Origin of the sequence: Pollutimonas nitritireducens, from assembly GCF_002849615.1 — a bacterium.
In the GTDB taxonomy this organism is placed as follows: domain Bacteria; phylum Pseudomonadota; class Gammaproteobacteria; order Burkholderiales; family Burkholderiaceae_B; genus Pollutimonas; species Pollutimonas nitritireducens.
The window spans coordinates 192662-218922 of sequence record NZ_PDNV01000001.1; the positions used below are offsets into that span (position 1 = coordinate 192662).

At 58.2% G+C, this 26261-nt stretch carries 25 protein-coding genes; 11 read left to right on the plus strand and 14 right to left on the minus strand.

What is annotated here, in order from left to right; all coding sequences use genetic code 11:
- Window positions 1-808: 808 nt before the first annotated feature.
- The 5 genes from CR155_RS00925 to ilvB form a co-directional block, all read right to left on the minus strand.
- Entirely contained in the window at window positions 809-1651 is an 843-nt protein-coding gene (locus CR155_RS00925; RefSeq protein WP_199171639.1) for an arginase family protein, read from the minus strand.
- Between the two features lie 21 nt (window positions 1652-1672).
- Complete coding sequence (locus tag CR155_RS00930; RefSeq protein ID WP_102068132.1) at window positions 1673-2950, minus strand: TRAP transporter large permease; 1278 nt, start codon at window positions 2948-2950, stop codon at window positions 1673-1675.
- A gap of 51 nt (window positions 2951-3001) precedes the next feature.
- Complete coding sequence (locus CR155_RS00935; RefSeq protein WP_102068133.1) at window positions 3002-3496, minus strand: TRAP transporter small permease; 495 nt, start codon at window positions 3494-3496, stop codon at window positions 3002-3004.
- A 98-nt stretch (window positions 3497-3594) separates the two neighbouring features.
- Window positions 3595-4575: a TRAP transporter substrate-binding protein gene (locus CR155_RS00940; RefSeq protein ID WP_102068134.1), complete on the minus strand. Its 981-nt coding sequence runs from the start codon at window positions 4573-4575 to the stop codon at window positions 3595-3597.
- An 87-nt stretch (window positions 4576-4662) separates the two neighbouring features.
- Entirely contained in the window at window positions 4663-6411 is a 1749-nt protein-coding gene (ilvB, locus tag CR155_RS00945) for a biosynthetic-type acetolactate synthase large subunit (protein ID WP_102068135.1), read from the minus strand.
- Window positions 6412-6484: 73 nt separating this feature from the next.
- Between ilvB and CR155_RS00950 the strand changes: the two genes are divergently transcribed.
- From CR155_RS00950 to CR155_RS00965, 4 genes are all read left to right on the plus strand, one after another.
- Window positions 6485-6988, plus strand: coding sequence for an SET domain-containing protein (locus CR155_RS00950; protein ID WP_102068136.1), 504 nt, complete (start codon window positions 6485-6487; stop codon window positions 6986-6988).
- Between the two features lie 32 nt (window positions 6989-7020).
- Window positions 7021-7551 (plus strand): TRAP transporter small permease, encoded by a 531-nt coding sequence (locus CR155_RS00955; RefSeq protein WP_102068137.1) that lies wholly within the window; start codon window positions 7021-7023, stop codon window positions 7549-7551.
- A complete protein-coding gene (locus CR155_RS00960; RefSeq protein WP_102068138.1) occupies window positions 7548-8846 on the plus strand; it encodes a TRAP transporter large permease in 1299 nt (432 codons plus the stop codon). Before CR155_RS00955 ends, CR155_RS00960 begins: the two co-directional genes overlap by 4 nt.
- 63 nt (window positions 8847-8909) lie before the next feature.
- Window positions 8910-9941, plus strand: coding sequence for a DctP family TRAP transporter solute-binding subunit (locus tag CR155_RS00965; RefSeq protein ID WP_102068139.1), 1032 nt, complete (start codon window positions 8910-8912; stop codon window positions 9939-9941).
- A gap of 880 nt (window positions 9942-10821) precedes the next feature.
- Here CR155_RS00965 and CR155_RS00970 read toward each other — a convergent pair.
- Together CR155_RS00970 and CR155_RS00975 are read right to left on the minus strand one after the other, a co-directional pair.
- Window positions 10822-11316, minus strand: a complete 495-nt coding sequence (locus CR155_RS00970; protein WP_102068140.1) for a nucleoside 2-deoxyribosyltransferase — start codon at window positions 11314-11316, stop codon at window positions 10822-10824.
- 9 nt (window positions 11317-11325) lie between these two features.
- A complete protein-coding gene (locus CR155_RS00975; RefSeq protein ID WP_199171640.1) occupies window positions 11326-12825 on the minus strand; it encodes an AMP nucleosidase in 1500 nt (499 codons plus the stop codon).
- A 144-nt stretch (window positions 12826-12969) separates the two neighbouring features.
- Between CR155_RS00975 and CR155_RS00980 the strand changes: the two genes are divergently transcribed.
- On the plus strand, window positions 12970-13914 hold the full coding sequence (locus CR155_RS00980) for an AEC family transporter (protein ID WP_102068141.1): 945 nt from the start codon (window positions 12970-12972) through the stop codon (window positions 13912-13914).
- 51 nt (window positions 13915-13965) lie between these two features.
- Here the strand turns inward: CR155_RS00980 and CR155_RS00985 are convergent, their stop codons facing one another.
- A complete protein-coding gene (locus CR155_RS00985; protein ID WP_102068142.1) occupies window positions 13966-14253 on the minus strand; it encodes a 4a-hydroxytetrahydrobiopterin dehydratase in 288 nt (95 codons plus the stop codon).
- Between the two features lie 275 nt (window positions 14254-14528).
- Here CR155_RS00985 and CR155_RS00990 point away from each other — a divergent pair, with 275 nt between their 5' ends.
- Complete coding sequence (locus CR155_RS00990) at window positions 14529-16700, plus strand: malate synthase G (protein WP_102068143.1); 2172 nt, start codon at window positions 14529-14531, stop codon at window positions 16698-16700.
- Between the two features lie 13 nt (window positions 16701-16713).
- Here the strand turns inward: CR155_RS00990 and CR155_RS00995 are convergent, their stop codons facing one another.
- The 3 genes from CR155_RS00995 to CR155_RS01005 all read right to left on the minus strand — a co-directional run bounded on the left by CR155_RS00995 (window position 16714) and on the right by CR155_RS01005 (window position 19723).
- Window positions 16714-17412 carry a GntR family transcriptional regulator gene (locus tag CR155_RS00995; RefSeq protein ID WP_102068144.1) on the minus strand — a complete coding sequence of 233 codons (699 nt, stop codon included), beginning with the start codon at window positions 17410-17412 and terminating at the stop codon, window positions 16714-16716.
- A gap of 132 nt (window positions 17413-17544) precedes the next feature.
- Window positions 17545-18735 carry an acetylornithine transaminase gene (locus CR155_RS01000; protein WP_102068145.1) on the minus strand — a complete coding sequence of 397 codons (1191 nt, stop codon included), beginning with the start codon at window positions 18733-18735 and terminating at the stop codon, window positions 17545-17547.
- Window positions 18736-18826: 91 nt separating this feature from the next.
- Entirely contained in the window at window positions 18827-19723 is an 897-nt protein-coding gene (locus CR155_RS01005) for an EamA family transporter (protein WP_102068146.1), read from the minus strand.
- A gap of 85 nt (window positions 19724-19808) precedes the next feature.
- Here CR155_RS01005 and CR155_RS01010 point away from each other — a divergent pair, with 85 nt between their 5' ends.
- Window positions 19809-20717, plus strand: coding sequence for an MOSC domain-containing protein (locus tag CR155_RS01010; RefSeq protein ID WP_102068147.1), 909 nt, complete (start codon window positions 19809-19811; stop codon window positions 20715-20717).
- Between the two features lie 7 nt (window positions 20718-20724).
- Here CR155_RS01010 and CR155_RS01015 read toward each other — a convergent pair whose 3' ends face one another.
- From CR155_RS01015 to dinB, 3 genes are all read right to left on the minus strand, one after another.
- On the minus strand, window positions 20725-21384 hold the full coding sequence (locus CR155_RS01015; protein ID WP_102068148.1) for an amino acid ABC transporter permease: 660 nt from the start codon (window positions 21382-21384) through the stop codon (window positions 20725-20727).
- A gap of 3 nt (window positions 21385-21387) precedes the next feature.
- Entirely contained in the window at window positions 21388-22197 is an 810-nt protein-coding gene (locus CR155_RS01020; protein ID WP_102068149.1) for a transporter substrate-binding domain-containing protein, read from the minus strand.
- A 139-nt stretch (window positions 22198-22336) separates the two neighbouring features.
- On the minus strand, window positions 22337-23512 hold the full coding sequence (gene dinB / locus CR155_RS01025) for a DNA polymerase IV (protein WP_102068150.1): 1176 nt from the start codon (window positions 23510-23512) through the stop codon (window positions 22337-22339).
- Between the two features lie 233 nt (window positions 23513-23745).
- Between dinB and cobA the strand changes: the two genes are divergently transcribed.
- From cobA to CR155_RS01045, 4 genes are all read left to right on the plus strand, one after another.
- Window positions 23746-24543, plus strand: a complete 798-nt coding sequence (gene cobA / locus CR155_RS01030; RefSeq protein WP_102068151.1) for a uroporphyrinogen-III C-methyltransferase — start codon at window positions 23746-23748, stop codon at window positions 24541-24543.
- 131 nt (window positions 24544-24674) lie between these two features.
- Window positions 24675-25319 (plus strand): glutathione transferase, encoded by a 645-nt coding sequence (gene yfcF, locus CR155_RS01035; protein ID WP_102068152.1) that lies wholly within the window; start codon window positions 24675-24677, stop codon window positions 25317-25319.
- A gap of 70 nt (window positions 25320-25389) precedes the next feature.
- A complete protein-coding gene (locus CR155_RS01040) occupies window positions 25390-25644 on the plus strand; it encodes a heavy-metal-associated domain-containing protein (RefSeq protein ID WP_102068153.1) in 255 nt (84 codons plus the stop codon).
- Complete coding sequence (locus CR155_RS01045) at window positions 25645-26253, plus strand: DNA-3-methyladenine glycosylase I (RefSeq protein WP_102068154.1); 609 nt, start codon at window positions 25645-25647, stop codon at window positions 26251-26253.
- Window positions 26254-26261: the final 8 nt, after the last annotated feature.

Below are 26261 nucleotides of genomic sequence, written 5' to 3' on the forward strand. Positions count from 1 at the left end.
TTCGGCACTTCGCGGTCGTTGTGCTTTATTGCTGTGCTTCAAACTTGTTGTAGTTCGCAGTCGCCGTACCTCCTCACTTTCGTACTTTGCACTTCGCACTAAAACGGCGACGGTGGCTGGTGCCGGACTGGCTCAACGCGTCTGCGGTCCCGTGCTTCGCCGGGACTTCCCGGATAAATGATCCGTCCCGGGGCGGCCGCGAACTCGGGCGGGATGACAGTCCCCCGGACTGTCATCAATCGCCGCCCTCAAACATGCGCGACCTTGCCTCCCCGGGCCGAACCATTTATCCGGCGCACGCTTACTTCGCCTGCCCGGCACCAGCCACCGCCGCCTTGCCGTTTAGGCTTGCGAAAAAGGTAAAAACGTGGGGCCATTGGATGCAGGCGTGAGCCAAATATCTAGCCGTCCGTACTTCGGTCAGACAACGGCTTGGTGTTCACTTCCTTTTGCTATACCACGCTGGTTCGCAGCTAGGACCTACGCCAGGAACTCAGAACAAAATGAACCTGTGATGAGTACGCTGCACTGGCCAACGGACTCGATTACCTTAGCGCTTGCAGGAACAAAAGCTGATTTGTCCAGTGCGCGACTGCATATTGCAGCGCGCCTATGGCACCTGGGCGCTCTGTTTCTCCAGGAAAGCCTGAAGCGGCTGATTGATCTTGGCATCTTGCAGCGGGTTACTTTGTTGACGACCGCAACGGGTCGGCTCCGATCTTTGTCTTTGGGCACGATCGGCCAGAAGCGGACACAACCATCTATGTGCACACCACCGCTCGCACCGCCGAAGGAAACAACAGCATATCTATGCGGAGGACATGATCGGAAGCAAGGGCTGAAGTGCGTCGAGCAAGCGGCGGGCAGCAGCCTGTGTACCTTCTGGCGTCGTGTCTGCCTCAAACTCTGCGATCTCAAGTCCGACGACTTCGCTGATCGCAACCGCTTCTGCGATTTGGCGCAACTCGGTCAGACTAAGGCCACCCGTAACGCTGTAGTCAGTCGGGACTAAACCGGGCTCCAATACATCGCAGTCCAGATGCAGGTAGACAGGGCGGCCAGCCACGGCCGCAGAGACTCGTCCCGCGATGTCGGGGCCTGGAGGGATGAGAGTTACTGCGCCGCGAGCGATGAGCTGCTGCTCGAACGGGTCAATATCCCTGGCCCCAACAAGGATCGTATTGGACGCAGATAGCCCTTGACCAAAGCCGGAATCCCATTTTCCAAGCGGCCCGGCGAGGGCTAGCCCTCCAAGATAGCCGCTAGTCGTGCTATCCGGAGTGTTTATGTCTGCGTGCGCATCGAGCCACACAACGACTGCATCCGGACGGTGCCGTGCAACGACAGGCAGCGTAGCAAGTGAAACTGCACAGCGGGAAAGTGCGGTGAACGGTACAGCTCCTTGGTTGAACAGTTGCTCGTAACGCGCACCCATTGCACAAAGGGCAGAACGTGCAGCGTCGAGCTCGACCTGCCATCCGGTTGCCAATGCCTGTTCAGGCTGACTTATCACAACCGGATCAACACCAAGGCGGCGGGCCAGTTCCTCTGCAATGGCCGGCGACCCCGCCATTGCACGGTTGTTGTGGTCACCGGCTCGGCCAGCGAAGTGGGTCAAGGCGGGCGTCACTGTAAAAGTTGAGTTGTTCAAGCGGGATCAGTAATTTTTCAGTTACCCGTAAACCAGCTCTTTGAAAAAGAGCGATATCTCCGGAATATACGTAATCAGCATCAGGCATGCCACGATCACCCCCACGAAAGGCAACAACGGCCGCACAAGCCGTTCGATCGGCAACTTGGCCACCGCGCATGCCGCGAACAGGTTCACACCGAACGGCGGCGTGACCATTCCCAGGGCCAGGTTAACCACCATGATGATTCCGAAGTGCGCCGGATCCACGCCGAAATGCATGGCGACCGGGAGCAGCAAGGGGGCCAGCACGACAATTGAAGCCGAAGTCTCGATGAACATGCCTATCATGAATAATGCAGCATTGACACCCAACAGGAAAGTGTATTTGTTGCTGAAGATCTGACCCAGCCATTCACCGAGGGCCGCCGGGATGCCAGCCCTGTTTAGCAAGAATCCGAATACGCCCGCATTGGCGATCACGAACATGATCACTGCGGTCGACACCACGGAGCGATGCAGCGTCCTGGATAGGTTTGCGAACGTCAGGCGCCGGTAGACGAATATACCGATGATGAGGGCGTAGACGACTGCCACCGCAGACGCCTCGGTAGGCGTGAAGATCCCGCCGTAGATACCGCCAAGAATAATTCCGGGCATCAGCAGCGCAAGCCAGGCTTGCTTGAATGCAGGCCACAGTCCAAGGCGACCGTCGCCGTCGTTCTTGCCGTAGCCATTCTTGCGTGCGTAGAGCCACACGTACAACATCAACGCCATGCTGATGAGAATTCCGGGACCAACGCCTGCGATGAAGAGTTCGCCGACGGAAGTGTCGGTTGCCACGGCAAACAGGATCATGGGGATCGACGGTGGGATGATGACGCCCAGTTCCGCCGCGGAGGCCTGCAATGAGGCGGCAAACGGCCTGGGGTAGCCGTGCTGGACCATTGCCGGGATGAGGATGGCGCCTACCGCGAAAGTGGTCGCCACGCTGGAGCCAGCCACTGCGGCAAAGATCATGCAGGTCAATACGCAAGTACAAGCCAGGCCGCCCTGGAATCCGCCCACCAGGCTCTTTGCAAAGGTGACCATGCGCTCGGAAATACCGCCAGCCTCCATGAGATTTCCGGCAAGGATGAAGAATGGCACCGCGACCAGGGGATACTTGTCGAGCGAAGCATAGATTTGCTGCGCCACGACCAGCCATGTCATCTGGCCGTCGAAGGCAATACCCAGCATGCTGCCCAGGCCTATGGAGACGGCCACCGGCACAGACAGCACAAAGAACAACAACATGGAAACAACCATCAACTGCGACATTCATTCACCCGGCGTAATTGGATTGTTTGCTGGCGGTCTGGAGTACATGCATCAGATAAACGTTTCGTCGACCGTGGCAACACGTGGCCCTTCCGCCCAAAATGAGACAACGGCCAGTATTGCCAGAACCATGCCTATGGGTATCGAGATATATACCCACGAAATTGACACGTCCAGGCTGGGCATGGTCTGGAATCGGACGCGCCAGGTCATTTGCCCGCCGGCCCATGCCATGAAGCCGAGAAAACATACGGAGATAGACAGGATCACGTGTTCCAGCCACCGTTTGTTGCGCGGCGCCAGCATACCGTGCAGCATCTCGACGCTTAACATCGCACCCTGCCGGAAGGCCAGTGCGACACCCAGCATGACGGTCCAGATAAGCGATGCTCGTGTCCAGGCCTCGCTCCAGTCGGCCGGCGATTCCAGCACAAAGCGTGCAATGACCTGGTAGAACGCGGCAGCCACCGAGGAGACGATCAAAAGCTGCGTGACGAGGGAAATGAACCGAAATAATGTACGGTCCATGATGCGAAGTATTGGCACGGCCTGTCCTGTGTTTACTGGCTTGACGTTCACGGTGCGAAGAATCGACAAGGGCTGACGATTGCGTCAGCCCCTGACAATGCAAAAAGCTGAAGCCGTTATTTCGTGTTGCGGATGGACTCGACAAAATCTTTGCCGAACTGCTTGTAATATTGCGGGTAGACGGGCTCGACAGCTTTGGCGAAGGCGGCCTGGTCAACCGTATTGACTTTCATGCCCTGCTTCTTGACTTCTTCAAGACCGCTTTTTTCGACCGCATCGACATAGTCGCGCATGGCGATTGCGGCATCGTGACCCGCTGCCTGGAATTTTGCCTTGTCGGCGTCGGACAAGCCGTTGTAGACATTAGGCGACATGAGCACCAGGGCGGGGCCGTACACATGGGCCGTCAACGACAAATACTTCTGCAGTTGCGGCAGCTTTGCCGAGACAATTACCGACAACGGGTTTTCCTGGCCGTCTATCGTGCCCTGCTGCAAGGCTGTGGCGACTTCTGGCCATGCCATAGGAGTGGCGAGCACGCCCAGCTGGCGGAACGCTGCAATGTGGATCGGATTTTCGGTGGTGCGGATTTTCAAACCCTTGGCGTCTTCCGGCTTGGCAACAGGGCGAATGTTGTTGGTAAGCTGGCGAAAGCCTTGTTCGCCCCATGCCAGCGCTACCAGACCACGTTTGGGGAACTCGGCGAGCATATCCTTGCCGATCTGGCCATCCAGCACCTTGCGGGCGTGGGCCAGGTCGCGAAACAGGAAGGGAATGTCGAAAACGCCGGTTTTCGGAACGAAATTCAGGGTGGCGCCGGTGGATACAATGGCGACATCTATGGTGCCAAGCTGCAAGCCCTCGATGACTTCACGCTCGCCGCCCAGGGCGCTATTGGGGAACTGCTGGACTTTGAAATTATTGGCCGTGCTGGCGCCCAACGCTTTGGAAAATGCGTCGGCCCCGGCACCATAATGCGAATTGGTGGATAGCGCATAAGCCATTTTCAATGTGGTCTCTGCCACGGCCGGAACGGCACTGAACATGCCTGCCATTGCAACGGCCAGCACGCATTTGGAAATCCAGGTTTTACGCATTTTGTCCCTAATACTTGTAAATGGTTATTTTTGACTGAAGCGGGAGTTTTACAGCAATACCCTTCGCAAGGATATTGGGGTTTTTCTTTAGTCCTCGACGTACCAGGTATCTTCCGACAACATCACCTGCTGGTGCCCATAACCGGCGGGCATCATGGGAAAACAGTTCTCCTGGGCGAGTACGACGACGTCCAGGAAGAAGGGGCCGTCGTAGGCCATGCAGTGTGCCAGTGCCGCATCCAGTTGGGCTGGATCTTCAACGCGCGCCGCTCCCCAGCCAAAGGCCTTGGCCAGCGCCACGAAGTCGGGGATGGACGCGTTATAGCTGTGGCTGTAGCGACCATCGTGTATCAGTTCCTGCCACTGGCGCACCATGCCCATGTGACCGTTATTGCACAGGACTACCTTGACCGGCGTCTGGTGCTGCGTGGCGGTGGCGAGCTCCTGGATATTCATCAACACCGAGGCGTCGCCGCTGACGCACACCACTGGCTTGTCAGGGTGCGCAATTTGCGCGCCGATGGCCGCCGGCAGGCCGTAGCCCATGGTGCCAGCGCCGCCCGAAGTAAGCCAACGGTTGGGACGGTTGAATTTGATGTACTGCGCCGCCCACATCTGATGCTGGCCTACATCGGTGGAGATGATGGCATCCAGACCCGTGAGCACATGATCGACCCGCTGCATCAGGTGCTGCGGCAAAATGTGGTCGGGCGACGGCGTGACCTTCAGACAGTCGGTTGCGCGCCATACGCCTATGCGTTGCCACCAGGCATCCAGCCGTGCCGGCGCCAATTCCACCTGCGCCAGCTCCCGGCGCAAGGCCCGCAATAACGGGTAGCAATCGCCCACCATGGCTACATCGGCCCGCACCACCTTGTTGATGGAGGCAGGATCGATATCCAGGTGGATCTTGCTGGCATGCGGACAAAAATCGGAAAGCCGCCCGGTGATACGGTCGTCGAAACGGGCTCCGACACAAACGATCAGGTCGGCATGGTGCATGGCCAGATTGGCTTCCAGCGTTCCATGCATACCCAGCATGCCGAGAAACAGAGAATCGTCCGCCGGGAACGCGCCCAGACCCATCAGGGTAAGCGTGCACGGAGCCGCCATATCCTGTACCAGGCTGGTGAAGGCATGGCAGGCGTCCAGGCCCGAATTTATCAAGCCCCCGCCGCCATAAAATACGGGGCGCTTTGCGTTGGCAATAAGCGCGGCTGCGCGCTTGATGGCGGCCTCCGCCGCGGGGGATGTGGTTTCGATGCTGACCAGGTCAGGGGCGTCGGATGTGGCGACCGGCTCGAACGGCACCAGGCCTATTTGCATGTCTTTGGGAAAATCGAGCAGCACCGGGCCCGGACGCCCGGATGTGGTCAGGCTGAATGCCTTGGCGGCCATGGCGGTGACGTCTTCGGTACGGCGTATCTGGGCATTCCACTTGGTAACCGGGCGCGAAATGCCGATGGCATCGCACTCTTGGAATGCGTCTGTGCCGATCGCGCCCGTGGCAACCTGGCCGCTGATGCAAAGTACCGGTATGGAATCGCACATGGCATCCAGCAGGCCCGATGTCGTGTTGGCCATGCCGGGACCCGAAGTCACGATCACCACACCCGGCTTCCCTGTGGAGCGCGCGTAGCCTTCGGCGGCGTGCACGGCACCTTGCTCGTGGCGCACGAGGACGTGGCGGATCCGAGGCTCGGAATACAAGGCATCGTACAGCGGAAGGACGGCGCCCCCGGGATAGCCGAAAATGGTGTCCACGCCATGAGCTATGAGAGTCTGGAGTAATGCTTGCGCGCCATTTCGGCTGCTTGGTTCGGCAGAAGTATTCACGGAGTCCGCTTTTATTGCATAAGATAACGATCTCCAGCAGTTTATCCTCTTTCGTCCCGATCAAAGCGCAACTATGGCACCCGTATCCAAGCCCTGGCATATTGTTAAAGCATCGACCCTGCACGGCACGGGCGTATTCGCCGCCAGGGACATTCCAGCAGGCACCCGCATCATCGAATACGGCGGCAGGCGGATCACATCCGAAAGAGCCGATGAATTGCATCCGGTGAATCCGGCCGATCCCTTCCACACCTTCTTTTTTTCGCTAAGCAGCGGCAAAGTGATCGACGGCGGCGACAGAGGCAACGACGCACGTTGGATCAATCACTCCTGCGGACCCAATTGCGAAGCGCAGGAAAGCAGCAACGGAAAACGGGTATACATCGTGGCCGTGCAAGACATTCCGGCAGGCGCTGAATTGTTCTACGACTATGGACTGGTCATGGAAGGACGCATCACCAAAACCCTGCGCAAGCAGTACCAGTGCCTGTGCGGCACTTCCGCGTGTCGCGGCACGATGCTGGCGCTGCCAAAACGCGGGAAACCCCGAACCCGCAAAACCGGCGAGGCGGGTTAGCATGTCAAAAAAACAAGCGGTACCGGAGACAAATGGCAATACCCGACGCGCATCACGATGAACCGATAGAACCCATACTTCCCGAAATCCCGGATCCGCCCGTCAGGGTGCCGCTGAAGTTCGAGGACTGGGCGTCGGTGCTGATTCTTTCAGCCCTGGCGCTCATCACCTTCGGCAATGTCATCGGGCGTTACCTGACCGACACGTCATTTGCCTGGACCGAAGAAATCTCTGTATTCCTGCTCATCGTGCTCACCATGACCGCGGGCGCGTCGGCGTTTGTGCGCAATCAGCACATACGCATCGAACTCATCGCCGACGGAGGTTCCGCGCAGCGCCGTCGCCGACTGGCGCTGATCTCTGCCGTCGTGGTGCTGCTGTTTTTCATGTTGCTTGCCGTGCTGTCGGCACGCATGGCCTATGACGACTACAGCTACGGTGATACGTCGCCGGCCATTGGCGTACCGGCGTGGTGGTATTCGATATGGATGCCCATACTGGCAAGCGCCATCGCACTGCGCATGGCCGGAATGCTGCGACGCCTGCTGCGAGCGCGGGCATGATCGTCACCCTGCTTTTCGTGTCCTTCCTCCTGCTTATGGTCATCGGCGTACCGGTAGGCGTGTCGCTGGGCGTCGCCGGCACACTGGCCATCGTGATGTCGAACCTCGATACGCAATGGTTCGGCTTGCTGGCCGTGCCGCAGAGTTTTTATGCCGGTCTGGCCAAATACCCCTTGCTGGCCATACCCATGTTTGTGCTGGTGGGTTCCATCTTCGACCGCTCGGGCGTGGCAAGCCGCCTGGTCAATTTCGCGATTGCCATCGTGGGCCGTGGACCGGGCATGCTGCCTCTCGTGGCGATAGCGGTCGCCATGTTCCTGGGAGGCATCTCCGGTTCGGGTCCTGCCTGCGCGGCCGCCGTCGGCGCCGTCATGATCGGCGCCATGACCAAGGCGGGGTATCCCAAACCTTTCTCAGCCAGTATCGTGGCGGCCGGTGCCTCGACCGATATCCTGATTCCTCCTTCTATTGCTTTCATTATCTATTCCATACTGGTTCCCGAAGCATCGGTGCCAGCAATGTTCGCGGCCGGCATGGTGCCGGGGCTGATGGCAGGCGTCGCGCTGATCATACCGGCCGTCTGGCTCGCACGCCGCCACAATATGGGTGTGCTCGAACACGATTTGCCGCGCCCACCGTTCTGGCGCAGCATGTTCGAGGCGGCGTGGGGCCTTGTTGCACCCGTGCTGATCCTGGGCGGTATGCGCATGGGGTTCTTCACCCCGACGGAAGCGGCCGTCGTCGCCGTGTTCTATGGCCTTTTCGTCGGCATGTGCGTGCATCGCACCATCAAATTCCGCGACCTGTTCCTGATCATCCGTGAAGCGGCTGAGTTGTCGGCGGTCATCATGATGGTGGTCACGCTTGCCGGCATTTTTGCCTGGGCCTTGTCGACACTGAGCGTAATCGACCCCATCACCCGTGCCATCGTCAATTCCGGCTTGGGTGAATACGGGGTGTTGTCCCTGCTGGTCCTTCTGCTGATGACCCTGGGCATGTTCCTGGATGGCATTTCGATTTTCCTGATCTTCGTACCTCTGCTCATGCCCATTGCCAACGCCTACCAATGGGATCCGGTATGGTTCGGTGTCCTGCTTACGCTGAAAGTTGCGCTGGGGCAATTCACGCCTCCACTCGCAGTCAACTTGATGGTTTCCTGCCGGATTGCGAAAGTGCCTATAGAGAGCACATTGCGATGGGTGGTGTGGCTGCTGGCGTCCATGTTCCTGGTGCTGGTGCTGGTAATCGTTTTTCCGGAACTTGCTTTGTGGCTACCCCGCTACCTGGGCTACTGAGTCCGGAAATTTATGTTGTGACCTGTCGTTCCATGCTGTCTTAACCTGCAAAAAGGAATACTCATGAAAATCCGTGCTTTACTCGGCGCCCTAACTTGCTCAGTTGCGGCCCTTGCCGCCAGTTCCACAGCTTATGCTGCCGATTACAAATCCGAATACAAGCTGTCCATCGTGGTCGGTACCGCCTTTCCGTGGGGTCAGGGGGCCGAGATCTGGTCCAAGCTGGTGCGCGAACGCACCGACGGACGTATCAATATCAAGATCTACCCTGGCACGTCGCTCGTGCAGGGCGATCAGACACGCGAATTCACGGCCATCCGCCAAGGCCTGATCGACCTGGCCGTAGGATCCACCATCAACTGGTCGCCGCAAGTCAAGCAGTTGAATCTGTTTTCCCTGCCCTTCCTCATGCCCGACTATGCCGCCATCGATGCACTTATACATGGTGAAGTCGGCAAGACACTATTCAAGGACATTGAAAAAGCGGGCGTCGTGCCGCTGGCCTGGGGCGAAAATGGCTATCGGCAGCTGAGCAATTCCAAGCATGCCGTCAAGTCGCCCGAAGACCTCAAGGGCATGAAGCTTCGCGTGGTCGGCTCGCCTCTGTACATCGACACCTTCACCGCCTTGGGCGCGAATCCCACGCAAATGAGCTGGGCGGACGCACAACCCGCACTGGCCAGTGGTGCGGTCGATGGGCAGGAAAATCCATTGTCCATCTACGCCGGCTCCAAGCTCTACACCGTGGGACAAAAATACCTGACGCTCTGGAACTACGTTGCCGACCCGCTGATCTTCGTCGTGAACAAGCAAGTCTGGGAATCGTGGACCGAAGCTGACCGCAAGATCGTGCAAGAGGCGGCCATCGAAGCCGCCAAGCAGGAGATCATCATTGCACGCAAAGGCGTGACGCCCGAAGATCCTTCCATGCTGAAGGATATCGAAGGCCATGGCGTAACGGTCACCAGCCTGACGCCTGAGCAGCACGATGCGTTCGTGAAGGTGACCCAGCCTGTGTTTGAGAAGTGGAAGAAGACGATAGGCGAGGACTTGGTTACTCAGGCGCAGAAGGATATTGCTGCACGTAAGAAGTAGGTGGACCAGGCGTTGCCTGGACTTCTTCATTGCGGGGATTTCGGACAGTGCCTGCTACTACGTGGGTACTGCCGGCGGTGCTTTGGCTGCCGGCGATGCTCCTTAACACGCCGTTGCGGCAGTGTAGGGGATGCGGGCTCCTCGCGGCCCTGTTCGGCGCCCTGCGCGCCGAACCAGCGCGGCCTCGCTCGTCCACCCCCTTCGGGGTTCCCTTCGCCTCCGGCCCGCTGGGGGCCGCGAAAGTCGCCCACATCCCCTACACTGCCGCAACGCCTGCGTTACGTGTATTGAGAACATTGCTGGGACGGCTTTTGTGCTTGACCTTTTTGCGTCGGGTATGCCCGGTTAAGAAGAACTCATGCGCTCGTCCTGCGCGCCCCGCCAGCCGGGGCTGCTCGGACATTGGGGCAGGTATTGTCGGCGGGAGCTGTACGCGTACGCTCGTATTTCCACGCCAGCAACAGTAAACGGCGGTCGGTTTCGGTTTCGGTTTCGGTGTCTATGTCGGTGTCTATATCTATGTCAATAGCAGTCGCAGCATTGACTGCCCATCTATCTCCAACCCCACAGAAAAACGCCCAGCACACGACCCGTCCCAACGGCGTTCCAAGCTTCCATGTTGCAGCGGGGCAGGTACTATGGGGTGGTGTTGCAGCGACTTTCGGTGCCGAGCGAGCCGCACGCGAAGGGAGCCCCGGAGGGGGCGTACGAGCGAGGCCAAGCGATGTTCGGCGCCGCAGGGCGACGAACCGGCAACGAGGAGCGCAACACCACCCCATAGGGCCTGCCACGCGGAGCTATGAACGCCGACGCCAAAGTGAGTCACCCGTACGCCGGACCAGGCACCGGATCCGAAACCGGCGCCCCGGTTTCCCACCCCTTAGGTCGGATCGATTCTTTGCAAACAATCTTCTGCAGTGCCGACCACGACATGTGCGCTGCACGCGATCATCAGGTTCAGGTTCAACCCAAAGTCTTCCACCGTATAACCTAGATCATCCACATAAGCGCGCGTACCGGCCACCTTGTGCGCCGCCATCTGCTGTACCAGCGAGCGTGACTGGTCGGTATAGACCCAGACGGGCTTGTTCAGGGCGGTCGCGTAACCCACTTCGAAAACCGTGCCCGAATCGGGCTCGGCGCCGCGAAACAGATTCACGTTCGCCATCACGATATCGGACTGTTCGATCAAGGCAATATTGGCCCGGTAGATCCAGCGCGCTGTTTCCAGCGTCGTCAGATTCCGGGGCACGGAATTATCCAGCGGATAAAGGCCTTCGAACCCATATTTTTCGCACAAAGTCTTCAACAATGCGCCGTATTGCTGGGCATCCGGGCGGAACACGTCAAAGCCCGCCAGGTAAATTTTTTTCACTCCTTTCTCCTACTTGAATGCGGTTTCGATGAAGCTGCGCAGCTTGCGTGAATGCAGGCGTTCGCGCGGCATCTCGCGCAGGTTTTCCAATGCGCGAATACCGATGTGCAAGTGCTGGTTCACTTGTGTACGGTAGAAATCGCTGGCCATTCCAGGCAGCTTGAGCTCCCCATGCAACGGCTTGTCGGACACGCATAACAAGGTGCCGTAAGGCACGCGAAAGCGAAAGCCGTTGGCTGCAATGGTGGCTGATTCCATGTCGAGTGCGATGGCGCGCGACTGCGACAGGCGCTGCACTGGTTCACGATGATCGCGCAACTCCCAGTTGCGGTTGTCGATGGTGGCCACTGTTCCCGTGCGCATAATCTTCTTGAGTTCCCAGCCCGACAATCCTGCCACCTCGGCGACCGCCTCTTCCAGCGCGATCTGGATTTCCGCCAAGGGCGGAACGGGAACCCAGTTGGGCAAGTCGTCGTCCAAGACGTGATCCTGACGCACATAGCCATGGGCCAATACGTAGTCGCCCAGTCGCTGCGTGGTGCGCAATCCGGCGCAGTGCCCCAGCATCAACCAGGCCGAGGGACGCAGCACGGCGACGTGGTCGGTAATGGTCTTGGCATTGGACGGCCCTACCCCGATGTTGATCAGAGTGATGCCCATATGCTTGTCGCGCACCAAATGGTAGGACGGCATTTGTGGAATGCGGCTCAAGGGCAGGCCGGTACGCTCGGCGTCCGGTCCGGCTGGGGTTATGAGATTGCCCGGCTCGACCAGCGCGGTATAACCGCTCCCGCCAGAAGCCAAGATTTCCTTGGCCCACTGGCAAAATTCGTCGATGTAGAACTGGTAGTTGGTAAACAGCACGAAATTCTGGAAGTGTTCCGGGGCCGTGGCGGTGTAATGCTGCAACCGGTGCAGCGAATAGTCCACGCGCGGCGCGGTGAACGGCGCAAGAGGCAAGGGTTCTTCCGGCTTACCTTCCCAGGTGCAATTGACGATGGCGTCGTCCGTCACGGACAGGTCCGGCACATCAAAGTGATCGCGCAGCGAATCGCCCAACTTGTCCGAATAGACCCCTTCCACATACTGTCCGTCGGTAAACGAGAAATGCAAGGGTATGGGAAGATCGGATTCGCCGATTTCCACCGGGACACCATGATTCTTGATCAGCAGGCCCAGCTGTTCGAGCAGATAATCGAAATACAGGCCGGGCTGCGTGATGGTGGTCATGTAGACGCCAGGCTCCACGACGTGGCCGTAAGACAGGCGGCTGTCCACGCCCTGATACGTGTCGACCTTGATACGTATGGCCGGATAATAGGCACGCACCCGCTGCATGGGCGTGAAGCGCCCCTTCGCATATTCCGCAAAGGCCTCACGTATGAATGCCGTGTTGCGATCATAGATTTCGACCAGCCTTTCCACCGCGGCGGCCGGATCCATGAAGCCGGCAAAGGGAATGAGGGGCGGCAACAGCGTAGGCGTGTCGGAATTGAGTGTATCGAACATGGCGGCTCACAGACAAAATAACAGTATAGAAACGCACTATGACACTAAACACCTGAAATCGCACTTATAGATCCAAGGCGAAACGCGGATGGAATTTATTTGCTCTAATACCGGACATTCAACCTGCCTTGGCCGGAGCCCACCTTGAGCGTCATCATCAACGCCGTATTCCCTCTGTTTGCGCTGATACTTATCGGCTATATCAGTGGGCGAAAACGGCTTTTAGGTGCGGGCGCGGTAGACAGCCTTAATAAATTCGTTGTATGGATGGCACTCCCGGCTTTGCTGTTCCAGGCGATGGCACAGATTACTTGGGAACAGGTCAACCAGCCGGGTTATGTAGCCGCTTCTTTCCTGGCTATCGCCTTCGTGTTTGCCACCTCGTACGCGCTGGATCGACATCGCCGCGGCAGGCTCGCCGATGTCAGTATCGAAGGCCTGGCGGCGTCGTATTCGAACTCCGGGTTCATGGGCATCCCCTTATGTCTCATGGTGTTTGGCCCCGACAGCCTGCCGCCCGTCATCATCGCCATCCTATTGACTGCCTGCGGCTTGTTCGCATTTTCCATCGTGCTGATCGAGGTCGATCTGCTGGGAACGGGCAGTGTTCGCGTCACCACGCGCAAGGTCGCCATGTCGCTGTTGCGCAATCCACTGGTCGCCGCCCCCGTGCTCGGCGCTATCGTGGCCGCCTTGCAGATACCACTGCCCTATGCCGTGCTGCAATTTACGGGCCTGCTGGGCGCGGCCGCCAGCCCTTGCGCGCTAGTTACCATAGGCCTGTTCCTGGCACAGGGCCGGTTGACGCTGCACCTGACTCCGGTGTGGCGGATTGTGGCCTTGAAACTGGTCCTGCACCCGCTGATTGCGTTTGTGCTGGTGCGCTGGGTATTCGATATGCCGCCGCTCTGGGCCAGCACCGCCATTCTGCTGGCCGCTCTGCCGGTGGGCACAGGTCCTTTCATGTTGGCGAAGCTGTATGAGCGCGAACCGGAGACGGCTTCCGGAGCCATACTGATCTCAACTGTGTTGTCGGTGGCAACGGTTTCGGCGATGGTGGCCTTGTTAGGGCCGGGCGCCGCTTCGTGACAGACCATCGGCCTTGTAGTCAGGGCGTCGAATGCATCGGTATTCCGTCGCTTATACCAATTGATCCATGAACAGCGCCAGCGCCACGTCGCGTTCTGTGACGCCCTTGGCATCGTGTGTGGACAAGGTCACCGTAACCCGGTTGTAGATATTCGTCCACTCAGGATGATGGTCCAGTTTTTCGGCCTGCATGGCTACGCAGGTCATGAAGCCGAACGCTTCATTGAAATTCTTGAATATAAACGTCTTAGTGATGGCATCGCGCCCTTCCAGCGCAGACCAGCCTTCCAGGAGCAGCAATGCGGAAGGGGCGCCGATCAATTTAACTTGGTTCTTCATGAGCTATCCTTTGTCGTGGAAAGGCCAAAATAGGCTACACACTAATGCACTTTGATAATGGAATAAGGCACTGTTAACGAAGGATTAGGTACTTTCAGTACCAGGTCCTATGACTAGGAATGGTGTTGAGTCCTGGTCCGCCAGAGGCCATAATAGGTGCGCGCCATCACAACAGTCTACCCGTTCCACGTTACAACGCCTATACATTAGACGGCAGGATTCCCGGCCCATGGCTTTGCGCGCCTGGCCATTTTTTCACTATCAAAGGACGTACCATGACCGCCCGAATTTCATGCAGACGATTGCAAGTGGCCCGCGAGCTTCACGAATTTGCCGAGCAGGAAGCCCTGCCCGGTACCGGCGTCGCTTCCGATGTCTTCTGGTCCGGGCTCGATAAGCTGGTGCATGACCTGGCGCCAAAAAACCGGCAACTACTCGCCGAACGCGATCGACTTCAAGCAGAACTCGACAATTGGTACCGTCAGAATCCGGGACCAATCACCGATGCGTCCGGTTACCAGTCCTTCCTGCGCCAGATCGGTTACCTGAAGGAAATCCCCGCTGCGGTGGCGGTCAGCACCAGCAAGATAGACGACGAGATCACCCAGCAGGCAGGCCCGCAACTGGTGGTGCCCATCACCAACGCCCGCTACGCCTTGAATGCGGCCAATGCCCGGTGGGGCAGCCTTTACGACGCCCTGTACGGCACCGACGCCATTTCGGAGGCAGACGGCGCTACGCGGGCCGGTGCCTATAATCCAGTACGCGGCACCCGGGTCATAGCATTCGCCCGCAAATTTCTCGATGACAGCATTCCATTGGCCCAAGGTTCGCACGTCGATGCCACTGCATACACTGTCGAAAACGGCCGCCTCAGGGTCACCCTGGGTGAAGAACAGCACACCACGCTTGCGAAGCCCGAGCTGTTCCTGGGTCATCGCGGCGAAGCCTCTGCGCCCGAAGCCCTTGTTTTCAAGCACAACGGCCTGCATTTCGAAATCCAGATCGACAACACCAACCCCATCGGCCAGCAAGACAGCGCCGGCATCAAAGACGTGCTCATGGAATCGGCCCTGACCACCATCATGGATTGCGAAGACTCAATTGCTGCCGTCGACGCACAAGATAAAGTCTGCGCATACCGGAACTGGCTTGGCCTGATGAACGGTACGCTGGTCGAAGAAGTCTCCAAGGGCGGCAAGACCTTCACACGTCGCTTGAATCCGGATCGCCGCTACACCGATGCCAATGGCCAGACACGCGAACTGCATGGCCGCTCCCTGATGTTCATCCGCAACGTCGGTCATCTCATGACCAACCCTGCCATACTCGACGAACAAGGGGCCGAAATACCCGAAGGCATCCTTGATGCCGTCTTCACCTCGCTCATCGCCATGCATGACCTTAAAAAAGGCGGCAATTCACGCAGCGGTTCCATCTACATCGTAAAACCGAAGATGCACGGCCCCGATGAAGTGGCCTTTGCCAGCGAGCTTTTCGCACGCACCGAAGCCCTGCTGGGCCTGGCGCCCAATACCATCAAAATGGGCATCATGGACGAAGAGCGACGCACCAGCACCAACCTGAAAGCATGCATTGCGCAAGCCGCCGAACGCGTCGCCTTCATCAACACCGGCTTTCTGGACCGCACCGGCGACGAAATGCACACCTCCATGGAGGCCGGGCCAATGGTGCGCAAGGGCGACATGAAGCGCAGCGTCTGGATCGACGCTTACGAACGCAACAATGTCCAGGTCGGCCTGGAATGCGGCTTGCGCGGCAAGGCCCAGATCGGCAAGGGGATGTGGGCCATGCCGGATCTCATGGCCGACATGCTCGCCCAGAAAATTGGGCATCTGAAAGCTGGCGGCAACACCGCCTGGGTTCCGTCTCCCACGGCGGCCACCTTGCACGCCCTGCACTACCACCAGGTCGATGTGCAGGAAATTCAGCGCGGCATGGAAGGCAAGTCCGACCCGCTGCTCGACAAGATCCTGACCATTCCGGTAGCCACCGACACCAATTGGTCTGCACAGGAAATCCAGGAAGAACTCGACAACAATGCCCAGGGTATCCTGGGCTACGTCGTGCGCTGGATCGACCAGGGCATAGGCTGCTCCAAGGTACCCGACATTCATAACATCGGTCTTATGGAAGACCGCGCCACGCTGCGGATTTCCAGCCAGCACATGGCCAACTGGCTGCGCCACAATATTGTCAGCAAGGAACAGGTCACTGAAACCATGCAGCGCATGGCCGCAGTTGTCGATAGTCAGAACGCCGGCGATCCAGCCTATCAGCCCATGGCCGGAAATTTCGAGAAGTCGGCGGCCTACAAGGCGGCCTGCGATTTGGTGTTCAAGGGGCTGGAACAGCCTAACGGTTACACAGAACCGCTATTGCATCAATGGCGCCAGACCGTGAAAGCGGCGTCCGTGCAGGCATAACCAGTGTTGCTGCTCACCGCCTGGTGAAATACTGGGGGTGAGCCTGACGGATTTTTTCGACATATTCCAGCGTACCCGATAGATGTGTACGCAGTGCCTCCTGGGCCTGCTGCACATCGGCGCGCTCTATGGCAGCAAGCAACTGCGCGTGGTCACTGATAATGCGCTCCAGCTTGCCGCGCGCGGGCAGGTGCAGACGACGCAAACGGTCGATATGGCCACTGCGGCTATGAACCAGTGACCACAATCCGTCCCGTCCCACTGCCTGGTACATGCAGCGATGAAATGCCTCGTCGGTCTGAGAGAAGCCGGCCAGATCGGGTTTATCACGCAACGCTTCGTGCCGGCTCAGCAGGACTTTCAATTCGTTGATCAATTGTGGCGGCCGGCTCAATGCCAGTTCCCGCACGATCTCCAACTCGATGGCACGACGCAAGAAATGTGTTTCCTGTGCAAATTCAATATCGATGAGGCTCACCCGCGTCGCGGCTTGCGGAAAAACATCCACCAGCTTTTCTTCAGTCAGCTTCAATAGTGCTTCCCGTACGGGCGTCTGACTTACGTTGAATTCGGCCGACAGTTGGACGCGCGATAAAGGTGCACCCGGCTCCAGCGCCAGCGACACGATCTGGGCCCTCAGCAATTCGTATAACTGCGGGGCTGCATGCCGGCCACGGTCGAGCTCGATGTTCGGCTTCATAGGCAAACCCATAGTAGTTTCCAAATAAAAAGCATTAATTCACGTCGGAATATACTAATATTTTAGCTGGTCCCGTATGGTTCGGGTAGGCAGGGTCACGGCGCGGTCTGGCCGGCGCGCCAGCGCGCGGGCCAGACGAAACTCCTAACGGCGCACCTTGGTAATGACTTCATCCAGTCGATCCAGCATCAGGTCGATTTCCTGGGCCGTCACATTCAGGGACGGCATGAAACGCAACAGGCCGGGACGCGGCGCGTTCAGCAACATGCCTTCGGGGGTCCAATCACGTGCCGCTTCCACGATGGCCGGACCATCGTCGCGATCGAGCATCAGCGCGCGCAGCAGTCCTTCTCCGCGCTCGCCCTTCATGCCCCATTTAGCCGACAAGGCCATCAATCCTTCAGATAACTGCCGGGCGCGCGCATTTACGGCATCCATGAAGCCCGTCGCGGTAAGCGCGTCAAACACCGCCACGCCTACCGCAGTCATCAATGGATTGCCGTTGTAGGTACCGCCCTGGTCACCGTGCTCGAAACACGATACCGCCTCGCGGGCACACAGTGCGGCTAGCGGCACGCCACCTCCGATGCCCTTGCCCAATGTCATGATGTCGGGCGTTACGCCCGACAATTCATAGGCGAACAACTTACCGGTACGTCCCATGCCTGTCTGGACTTCATCGACAATCAGCAACAAGCCGTGCTCATCGGCCAACTTGCGCAGGCCGTGCATGAATTCGCTAGTGGCGGGTATGACGCCGGCTTCGCCCTGGACTGGCTCCAGCATGATGGCAACGGTTTGGTCGTCGATCAGCGCGCGGACCGATTCCAGGTCGTTCAAACGAGCTTTGGGAAAGCCCTCTACCTGCGGTGCGTACAGCGTGTCCCAGCCGGGCTTTCCCGATGCCGACATGGTGGCTATCGTGCGACCATGGAAACTATGCTCGAACGTGATGATCTTGAAGGCGCCCTTGCGATTCAGACGGCCCCATTTGCGCGCAAGCTTGATGGCCCCTTCATTGGCCTCGGCACCGCTATTGGCGAAAAAAATACGATCGAAGCACGACGCGCCAGTAAGGCGTTTGGCCAGTTCCATGGACGGCAGATTATAGAACGCGGGGGACGGATTGATCAGTAGCGCGGCCTGCTCGTTGACGGCCTTTACGATTTCGGCGGGACTATGGCCAAGACAGTTCACCGCCCAGCCTTGGATGAAATCCAGGTATCGCTTGCCAGTGTGATCTTCAAGCCATGAGCCCTGCCCGCGGATAAACACCAGCTCCGGGCGCGACGTAATTTCCATAAGCGCATCCACACCCGACCGATCAAATTTCATATTGGCATCCTGTATTCAGAAAAAGAAGTGACGGCAGCCATGGCTGCAGCGGGGCCATGGCAGATCCGGCCACGGCTACAATCTGCAAATTCTAACGCAGTAACAGTCTGGACTTGCGCAGCTGGTTCCACAGCATCGGGCCGAACACGTTTATAGCCAGTCCCAGCATGACCAATACACCACCCAACCACTGGATGGCGGCGAGATGCTCATCCATGAAGACGGCAGCCGATATCAATCCGATCGGTGGCACCAGTAGGCTCAAGGGTGCAACTTTGCTGGCCGGATGTCGGCTGAGTAGACGCCCCCACAGCACATACCCCACGATGGTCGCAATCATGGCCAGGTAGAAAACTGCCAGCACGCCCACATACGTAATGCCGGCAAGACTGGCGTGTATTGCGTCGGGACCCTCGAAAATCCACGACAGCATGAAGAATGGCACTGGTGGGATCAGCGCGCCCCACACGACAAGGCTCAGCATATCGATCTTGCCCGCCCCTTTCGTGACAATGTTGCCGCAGGCCCAGCTTAGTGCGGCCACCAGCGTCAGGACGAAGCCTAGTATCGGCACGCTGCCCGGCATGGCGCCCTGCTCGATGAGTAGCAGTCCCATAGCCGCCACCACCATGCCCAGTACATTATGGCTGCGCACCTTTTCGCCAAGAAAGAGCGCTGCCATCAAGACAGTGAAGAAGGCCTGTGCCTGTAAAACCAGTGAAGCCAGGCCCGCCGGCATGCCGACATACATTGCTGTAAACAAGAAGACGAACTGGCCCAGGCTAATGGTCAATCCGTACGGGATTATGATGCGCCAGGGGAGTGCGGGGCGCTTGATGAAGAAGACAGCAGGAAATGCGACGAACGAAAACCGCAAGGCGCCCAGGAGCAGCGGCGGAATCTCGCTCAGGCCCTGCTTGATCACGACAAAGTTCAGACCCCATGCGACGACCACTACAAGAGCAGCCAGCCAGTCTTTCGCGGGCATGGTATTCCTTCACAACAATTGCAGGCAGGCGCTATTATGCGCTACATGGGTCGTGCTTCCGGCCTGCTATTAGCGCGCGTCAGCCATGACTGTCACCATCCTGAGTTTACACAGCTACCCAGTCAAATCGTGTGGCGGTATTTCCCACACTGACATCGGCCTGACCCAGGCGGGCCTCGCATTTGACCGGCAATGGGTCATCGTGGATCGACAAGGCGTTTTCATGACCCAACGCCAGTATGCCAGAATGGCGCTGATCCAGCCCGCGCTCGGGGACGGCACCTTGACCTTGAACGCCCCCGGGATGCCGACCCTCCAGGTGGTGCCGGCCCACGATACGCCTGCTCCACCACCTGTCTCGGTACGCATTTTTGGCAGCGATACCCTCGGCCTTGACGAAGGCGATGCGGCGGCACTATGGCTGGGCGACTTCATGGGGGTACCATGTCGCCTCTTACGTGTACATCCGCTGGCCGAACGGCTGGCGAGCCGTGACCATGTCAATGCATGGCGCCGCAAGCACCGTGAACACACCCCGGATTTTCCGGCCGATCATGCATTCGGCTTTGCCGACGGCTTTCCGTTTCTTGTCGCCAACCAGGGCTCGCTCGATGCGTTGAACCAGCAACTGGAAAGCAAAGGACATCCTCCGATTCCCATGAATCGCTTTCGACCCAATATTGTGGTGCAAGGCCTGGACGCTTACGAAGAAGACTACCTGGCGAGCATGCAAATCGGGACGCTGAAATTCGCCTTCGTCAAGCGCTGCGCCCGCTGCCCCATACCGGGAATCGATCAGGCCACCGCAGAGTTCAGCCCAGAGCCCATACTCACCTTATCGTCCTATCGGCGCTTCGCCGAAGGAATTTTGTTTGGCGTCAATGCTGTGGTAGCTGGTGCCGGGCCCGGTAACGGTGCAGGCAACGGTACTGGAGCCCTTGCGGAGCCCCGTTTGCGGACCGGCGATACCGCCGAGCTGGAATTCAATATTTGACCGGAAATCAGGTTGCCACCATGCGGCTGAAATGCCTTTCGAGGCGGCGCTGTATGTGTTCCAGGCCCAGGCTGAGCATCCAGTAGATGAAAGCGGCCGCCAGGTAAAGAGGCAAGGGCTGGAAGGTCGTTGCAATAACGTCTTTGGTGGCAAGCAGCAGCTCGGTCACGGTAATGACAGACACCAGCGATGTGTCCTTGATGAGGCTGATCAACGTATTGCTCATGGACGGGACAGCAAGTCGCATAGCCTGCGGTATTACGACGTAGTACAGATTCTGGCCGTAGTTCAGGCCCAGGCTGTAGCCGGCCGACCATTGTCCGCGCGAAATACCAAGAATGGCGCCTCGCAGGCTTTCAGAGATATAGGCGCCCGCGTTCAGGCTTAGCGCCAGTACACCCGCCGTCAGCGGCTCGAACGAAATGCCGATGCTGGGCAAGCCATAATAAATAATGAACACCTGCACCAGCAAAGGCGTGCCACGCATCATGCTGACATACAGTGCGGCAGGCGCGCTGCACCAACGGCTGGGAACGATGCGCGCGACCGCCAGGACGAATCCCACCAGTAACCCGCCGAACATGGCCGCAAACGCGAAAATCAGCGTGTAACCCGTGCCCTTCAGCAATATCGGGGCGGCCAGGATCAATAATTCGACGAGATCCATGACTTATTGGGGTGCCTGGACCTTGCTGACGTCGATGCCAAACCATTTGTTCGATATCTTGGAGAATGAGCCGTCTTCAAAGGAATCCTGGAGGGCCTTGTTCAAGGTCGCCCGGAATTCCGGATTTCCTTTTCTGAAGGGAATTCCGTTGAACTTCGGTTCGCCCACGATGGCCCCACCCTTGATCGGAATATTGGATGTCTTGACCAGGTAGGCGGTCATCAGTTGGTCGTTGAGGGCTGCATCGACACGTTGGCTGACCAGATCGGACAAATACTCTGGTGCGCCCGGATAGCTCTTGACCTCGACGCCTTCCTGCGCCTTGGCCAGCGCTTCGTAGTTGCTGCCTTGGGATACACCCAGCCGCTTGCCCTTGAGATCGGCGAAACTCTTGTAGGCACTGTCGTCGTTCTTGCGCAGGATCAACTGGGGACTGGAGGCGACATAGGGGACGGAGAACTCAAACGTCTTTTCACGTTCAGGCGTAATACCGACCTGATTCAAGATTACGTCGAACTTGCCCGAGCTCAGGCCGGCCAGGATGGCACTCCATTCCGTCTTGACAAACTCGACTTTTACGCCCAACTTGTCGGCGATCAGCTTGGACACCTCGATATCGAAGCCATCGAGCTGGCCGGTCTTGGCGTCTACAAAGTTGAAGGGCGGATATGTACCTTCCACGCCGACAATCAGCGTGCCACGCTCTTTGACCGCGTCAAGCAAGTCGGCAGCATGGACGCCGTTGGCGGCCAGGACCGAGAAAGCGGTTGCACCGGCGGCCAGCAAGCCGCCTACAAATCGGGATAGCTTCATTTTTATTCTGCCTAAGGGTCGGGAAAGCACCATCCTAGCAAGCTTTCAATGAACTTATAACTACCGGATTATTACTTATAAATTTCTAAAAGTAATAACGATATTTATAAAGAAATTAATTCGTTATAAAACGAAGACTTCAGTACAAGCTTAACTGACGTGGCTCTTGAAGCTGCGCTTCTTTTGCGACATGAGTCCCGGGCAACAGGCTTCCGACCCGTACGCCCAGCAAACGGATTCTGTGATCGAGCGTAATGCGCTTTAGGCACTGTCCCGCCGCACGGTGTATGACGCCAGCGTCGCGCGTATACGCGGGCAAAGTCAGGTCCCGGGTGACGGTACGAAAGTCGTCAAATCGCAACTTGATGCCAATAGTGCGCCCGACATAGCCTTTGCGCAACAGGTCGGATTCCAGCTGTGTGCACAAACGCAGGAAGACCTGGGACAAGGCCGGGCGGTCGCGCGTCACATGCAGGTCGCGTTCGAAAGTGGTTTCGCGGCTGATGGACTTCGGTTCTGAGTGCGTCACGACGCGGCGATCGTCGATGCCTTGCGCCACATTCATAAGCCATCGCGCATAGGTCAGGCCAAAATGTTCCTGGAGCAAGTCAGCCGGAGCCTTGGCGAGATCCGCAATGGTGTGTATGCCAATGGCGGCTAGCTTCACATTGGCTTTGGGTCCGATACCGTTCACCTTGGCCACGGGTAGCGGCCAGATCCTGCGTTGCAGGTCGCCCGGGCCGATAATTGTCAGGCCATTCGGCTTGTCCAGGTCGGAAGCGATTTTTGACAGCAATTTGTTGGGCGAAATCCCGATGGAGCAGGACAGCCCGGTGGCCTGCTCGACCGCCTCCTTGATGCGCTGCGCCAGTGGCAAAGTCGGCTCGGGAAGGTCGCTGAGGTCTATATAGATTTCATCGATGCCGCGGTCCTCTATGCAAGGGGCGACGCGCGCGACGGCCGCCTTGAACAGCCGCGAATAATGTCTGTACGCCGCGAAATCAACCGGAAGCAGAATCGCATCGGGCGCAAGTTGGGCCGCTTTCATCGTACCCATGGCAGAAAATACGCCGAGAGCACGGGCTTCGTAGGTTGATGTCGTGATGACACCCCGGCCGACATAGCCGCGCAGTCGGGAGAACAGGCGGGTGCCGTCTTCCAGCGTGCAGGGCTGTGCATTGTCGCCCCCGCCGATGACCACCGGTAAGCCGCGCAGTTCGGGATAACGCAAAAGCTCCACCGACGCGTAGAAAGCATCCATGTCCAGATGCGCAATCCGGCGTTGGACAGGTGTGGCGAGTGGGTCTGGAACCATGGGCAGGGACGCTGTGCAAAAACACAGCGATTATAAACCCGCGCCCTTTGGGCCGCCGACGTGCACGGATTTGGTGCGTTGCGCAGGGAATAGCCCATACACGCTGCGATTTTATGCACGAATTTGGCAAATTCGCACGGGCCGGGGCGTCATAACGTGCAGGATGACTAAGCAAATGTGGCACGACAATTGCGTACTGTTTGCTTTACCACACGACGCTCAGGACACCCGACATGAACACATCCATTGCCACACGCGGACCGGCACCGGCCGGCAAAGTATGGTTGGTCGGCGCGGGTCCCGGCGATATCGAATTGCTGACGTTGAAGGCGGCACGAGTGCTCAGGACATGCACAGTGTGGCTGGTCGACGACCTCGTTGGCCCGGACATCATAGAGCTCGCAGCCACGGGGACGCGTATCGTGAATGTCGGAAAACGTGGAGGCTGCGCCTCCACCCCACAAGAATTCATCCTGCGTCTCATGGCACGATACGCCCGTGCCGGTCATGTCGTCGCGCGGCTCAAGGGAGGCGATCCCTTCATATTCGGCCGGGGCGGCGAAGAAATGGCGTGGCTCGGTCAGCGCGGCATCGAAGTCGAGGCCATCAGCGGCATAACGGCTGGTCTCGCAGTGGCTAGTGCGCTGGGCCTGCCTCTGACGCATCGCGAGGTGGCGCGTGGTGTAACACTGGTCACGGCGCATACCGCCGACGGCACACGCCCGGACTGGCGTGCCCTGGCGGCCAGCGGCCTGACGATTGTTTGCTACATGGGCATGGCGCGCGCCGCGCAGCTTGTCGCGGAATTGGTGGCGGCCGGATTTGCTCCTACGCTGCCGGTAGCGGTTGTCCAGCACGTTTCCTGCGTGTCACAACGGCACATCACGACAACGCTCGAGAACCTTGACAAGGATATCGAAACGCATCACCTGACCAGTCCGGCCGTCATTGTCCTGGGCGAGGTCGTCAGACATCGTCAGGCATGGACCCGTGGCGCTGTGCAACCGACCTGCGCACAACGCACGGCTTGATCAGACATCTTGCTTTCACTGCATCGCGTTTCTATCTACACTGGATGCTCCGACAATGGCGCGCCTTCCCTATACATTGACCGCGCTGCCTGCGTCTTCATTGAACTGTGGACCTTTGCCCCGGAAGCGCCATGAGCCAGAACGTAATCCTGTACACCAACAGCCAGTATTCCAGCCCCTATGCCCTGTCAGTCTATGCAACCTTGCTTGAAAAAGGCGTGCCATTTGAATTGCGCACCATCAATCTGGCTACCGGAGAACATCGTGCCGATGACTACGTGCGGCTGTCGTTGACATCGCGTGTTCCGGTCCTGGTGACGGGCGGGTTTTCCTTGTCGGAGTCTTCGGCCATCATCGAATATCTGGAAGAGGTTTATCCTCAGCCGGACTTTGCCTCTGTTTTCCCGGACAACCGCGAACAAAAAGCACGTGCCCGCCAAATACAGGCCTGGGTGCGCAGCGACCTGGGCGCCCTGCGCGAAGAACGTCCCACTACAGTCATTTTCGATGCCAGGAATCCAGCGCCCTTGTCGCCTCAAGGTCAAGAGGCCGCCGCCAAGCTGCTGAGCATCGCCGATCTGCTTATCGACGATGAGGGCAGTCATCTTTTTGGCTCCTGGTCGATTGCGGATGTGGATTTGTCCGTCATGTTGAACCGGCTTTGCGCCAACGGCGACCCCGTCCCTGAAAAAATAAAAGCATATATCCAACGCCAATCGGACAGACCTTGCGTAAAACAATGGTGGGCCCTTGCGAAAAACATAAGATCTATTTAATATACATCTTTGTGTCGGTACGGTGCCACCGGTGCCTGCGACCACTCCCCCCGAACCCCAAGGAAAAAAGATGCAAATAGGAATGCTCAAACTCGCCGGCCTGAAAAGCGAAAACTGCGCCGGCGTTCTTGCCCAGGCGCTCAAGGCTGTCAATGGCGTCAGCAACGCAAGCGTATCGTTCGGTGACAGCAAGGCCACGGTCACCTACGACGAAGACATCGTGTCGACCCAACGCCTTCAAGTCGCCGTGCAAGATGCGGGTTACAGCATCGCCAAGCCAGTACATGGCGAAGACGGCGCCTGCTGCGGCGGCTGCGGAGGTTGAATGCAGGAGGCCGTCACGCGTTGTCGCTGGTGCACAGACGACCCCGTCTACATGGCCTACCACGATACCGAATGGGGCGTGCCATCGCATGACCCCGCCCACCTGTTCGAAATGCTGTTGCTTGAAGGCTTCCAGGCGGGCCTGTCGTGGATCACCGTACTTAAGAAGCGTTCGCGGTATCGCGACGTTCTTTTCAACTTCGATGTCGAAAAGCTGGCCGCCATGAACGACGACTACATCGACACGCTTATGCAGGATCCCGGAATTATCCGCAATCGGCTTAAGCTGAAATCCGCCCGTCAAAATGCACAGGCTTGGCTCAGGCTGGACGATCCTGTGGGGCTCGTATGGTCTTTTGTCGGCGGCGCTCCCAAAGTCAATCACCATCGGCAGCTTACCGAAGTCCCCGTCACGGCTCCCGAAGCTGAAACCATGAGCCGAGTGCTGAAAAAGGCGGGGTTCAACTTCGTCGGCCCGACGATTTGTTACTCCTACCTCCAGGCGGTCGGGTGCATCATGGATCACACCACCGATTGCCACCGATATCCCTTGCTAGCCAATGCACAGTCTCGGTCGACAGGCAAGGGCCGCATCCTTGATGTAGGTTAAAGGAAACA

What these genes read in the sequence shown, in the direction of transcription:
- CR155_RS00930 (WP_102068132.1), bottom strand. Translation starts at nt 2,950, where the DNA reads ATGTCGCAGTTGATGGTTGTTTCCATGTTGTTGTTCTTTGTGCTGTCT.
- CR155_RS00940 (WP_102068134.1), bottom strand. Translation starts at nt 4,575, where the DNA reads ATGCGTAAAACCTGGATTTCCAAATGCGTGCTGGCCGTTGCAATGGCA.
- CR155_RS00950 (WP_102068136.1), top strand. Translation starts at nt 6,485, where the DNA reads ATGGCACCCGTATCCAAGCCCTGGCATATTGTTAAAGCATCGACCCTG.
- CR155_RS00955 (WP_102068137.1), top strand. Translation starts at nt 7,021, where the DNA reads ATGGCAATACCCGACGCGCATCACGATGAACCGATAGAACCCATACTT.
- CR155_RS00960 (WP_102068138.1), top strand. Translation starts at nt 7,548, where the DNA reads ATGATCGTCACCCTGCTTTTCGTGTCCTTCCTCCTGCTTATGGTCATC.
- CR155_RS00965 (WP_102068139.1), top strand. Translation starts at nt 8,910, where the DNA reads ATGAAAATCCGTGCTTTACTCGGCGCCCTAACTTGCTCAGTTGCGGCC.
- CR155_RS00975 (WP_199171640.1), bottom strand. Translation starts at nt 12,825, where the DNA reads ATGTTCGATACACTCAATTCCGACACGCCTACGCTGTTGCCGCCCCTC.
- CR155_RS00985 (WP_102068142.1), bottom strand. Translation starts at nt 14,253, where the DNA reads ATGAAGAACCAAGTTAAATTGATCGGCGCCCCTTCCGCATTGCTGCTC.
- CR155_RS00990 (WP_102068143.1), top strand. Translation starts at nt 14,529, where the DNA reads ATGACCGCCCGAATTTCATGCAGACGATTGCAAGTGGCCCGCGAGCTT.
- CR155_RS00995 (WP_102068144.1), bottom strand. Translation starts at nt 17,412, where the DNA reads ATGGGTTTGCCTATGAAGCCGAACATCGAGCTCGACCGTGGCCGGCAT.
- CR155_RS01000 (WP_102068145.1), bottom strand. Translation starts at nt 18,735, where the DNA reads ATGAAATTTGATCGGTCGGGTGTGGATGCGCTTATGGAAATTACGTCG.
- CR155_RS01005 (WP_102068146.1), bottom strand. Translation starts at nt 19,723, where the DNA reads ATGCCCGCGAAAGACTGGCTGGCTGCTCTTGTAGTGGTCGTCGCATGG.
- CR155_RS01010 (WP_102068147.1), top strand. Translation starts at nt 19,809, where the DNA reads ATGACTGTCACCATCCTGAGTTTACACAGCTACCCAGTCAAATCGTGT.
- CR155_RS01015 (WP_102068148.1), bottom strand. Translation starts at nt 21,384, where the DNA reads ATGGATCTCGTCGAATTATTGATCCTGGCCGCCCCGATATTGCTGAAG.
- CR155_RS01020 (WP_102068149.1), bottom strand. Translation starts at nt 22,197, where the DNA reads ATGAAGCTATCCCGATTTGTAGGCGGCTTGCTGGCCGCCGGTGCAACC.
- dinB (WP_102068150.1), bottom strand. Translation starts at nt 23,512, where the DNA reads ATGGTTCCAGACCCACTCGCCACACCTGTCCAACGCCGGATTGCGCAT.
- cobA (WP_102068151.1), top strand. Translation starts at nt 23,746, where the DNA reads ATGAACACATCCATTGCCACACGCGGACCGGCACCGGCCGGCAAAGTA.
- yfcF (WP_102068152.1), top strand. Translation starts at nt 24,675, where the DNA reads ATGAGCCAGAACGTAATCCTGTACACCAACAGCCAGTATTCCAGCCCC.
- CR155_RS01040 (WP_102068153.1), top strand. Translation starts at nt 25,390, where the DNA reads ATGCAAATAGGAATGCTCAAACTCGCCGGCCTGAAAAGCGAAAACTGC.
- CR155_RS01045 (WP_102068154.1), top strand. Translation starts at nt 25,645, where the DNA reads ATGCAGGAGGCCGTCACGCGTTGTCGCTGGTGCACAGACGACCCCGTC.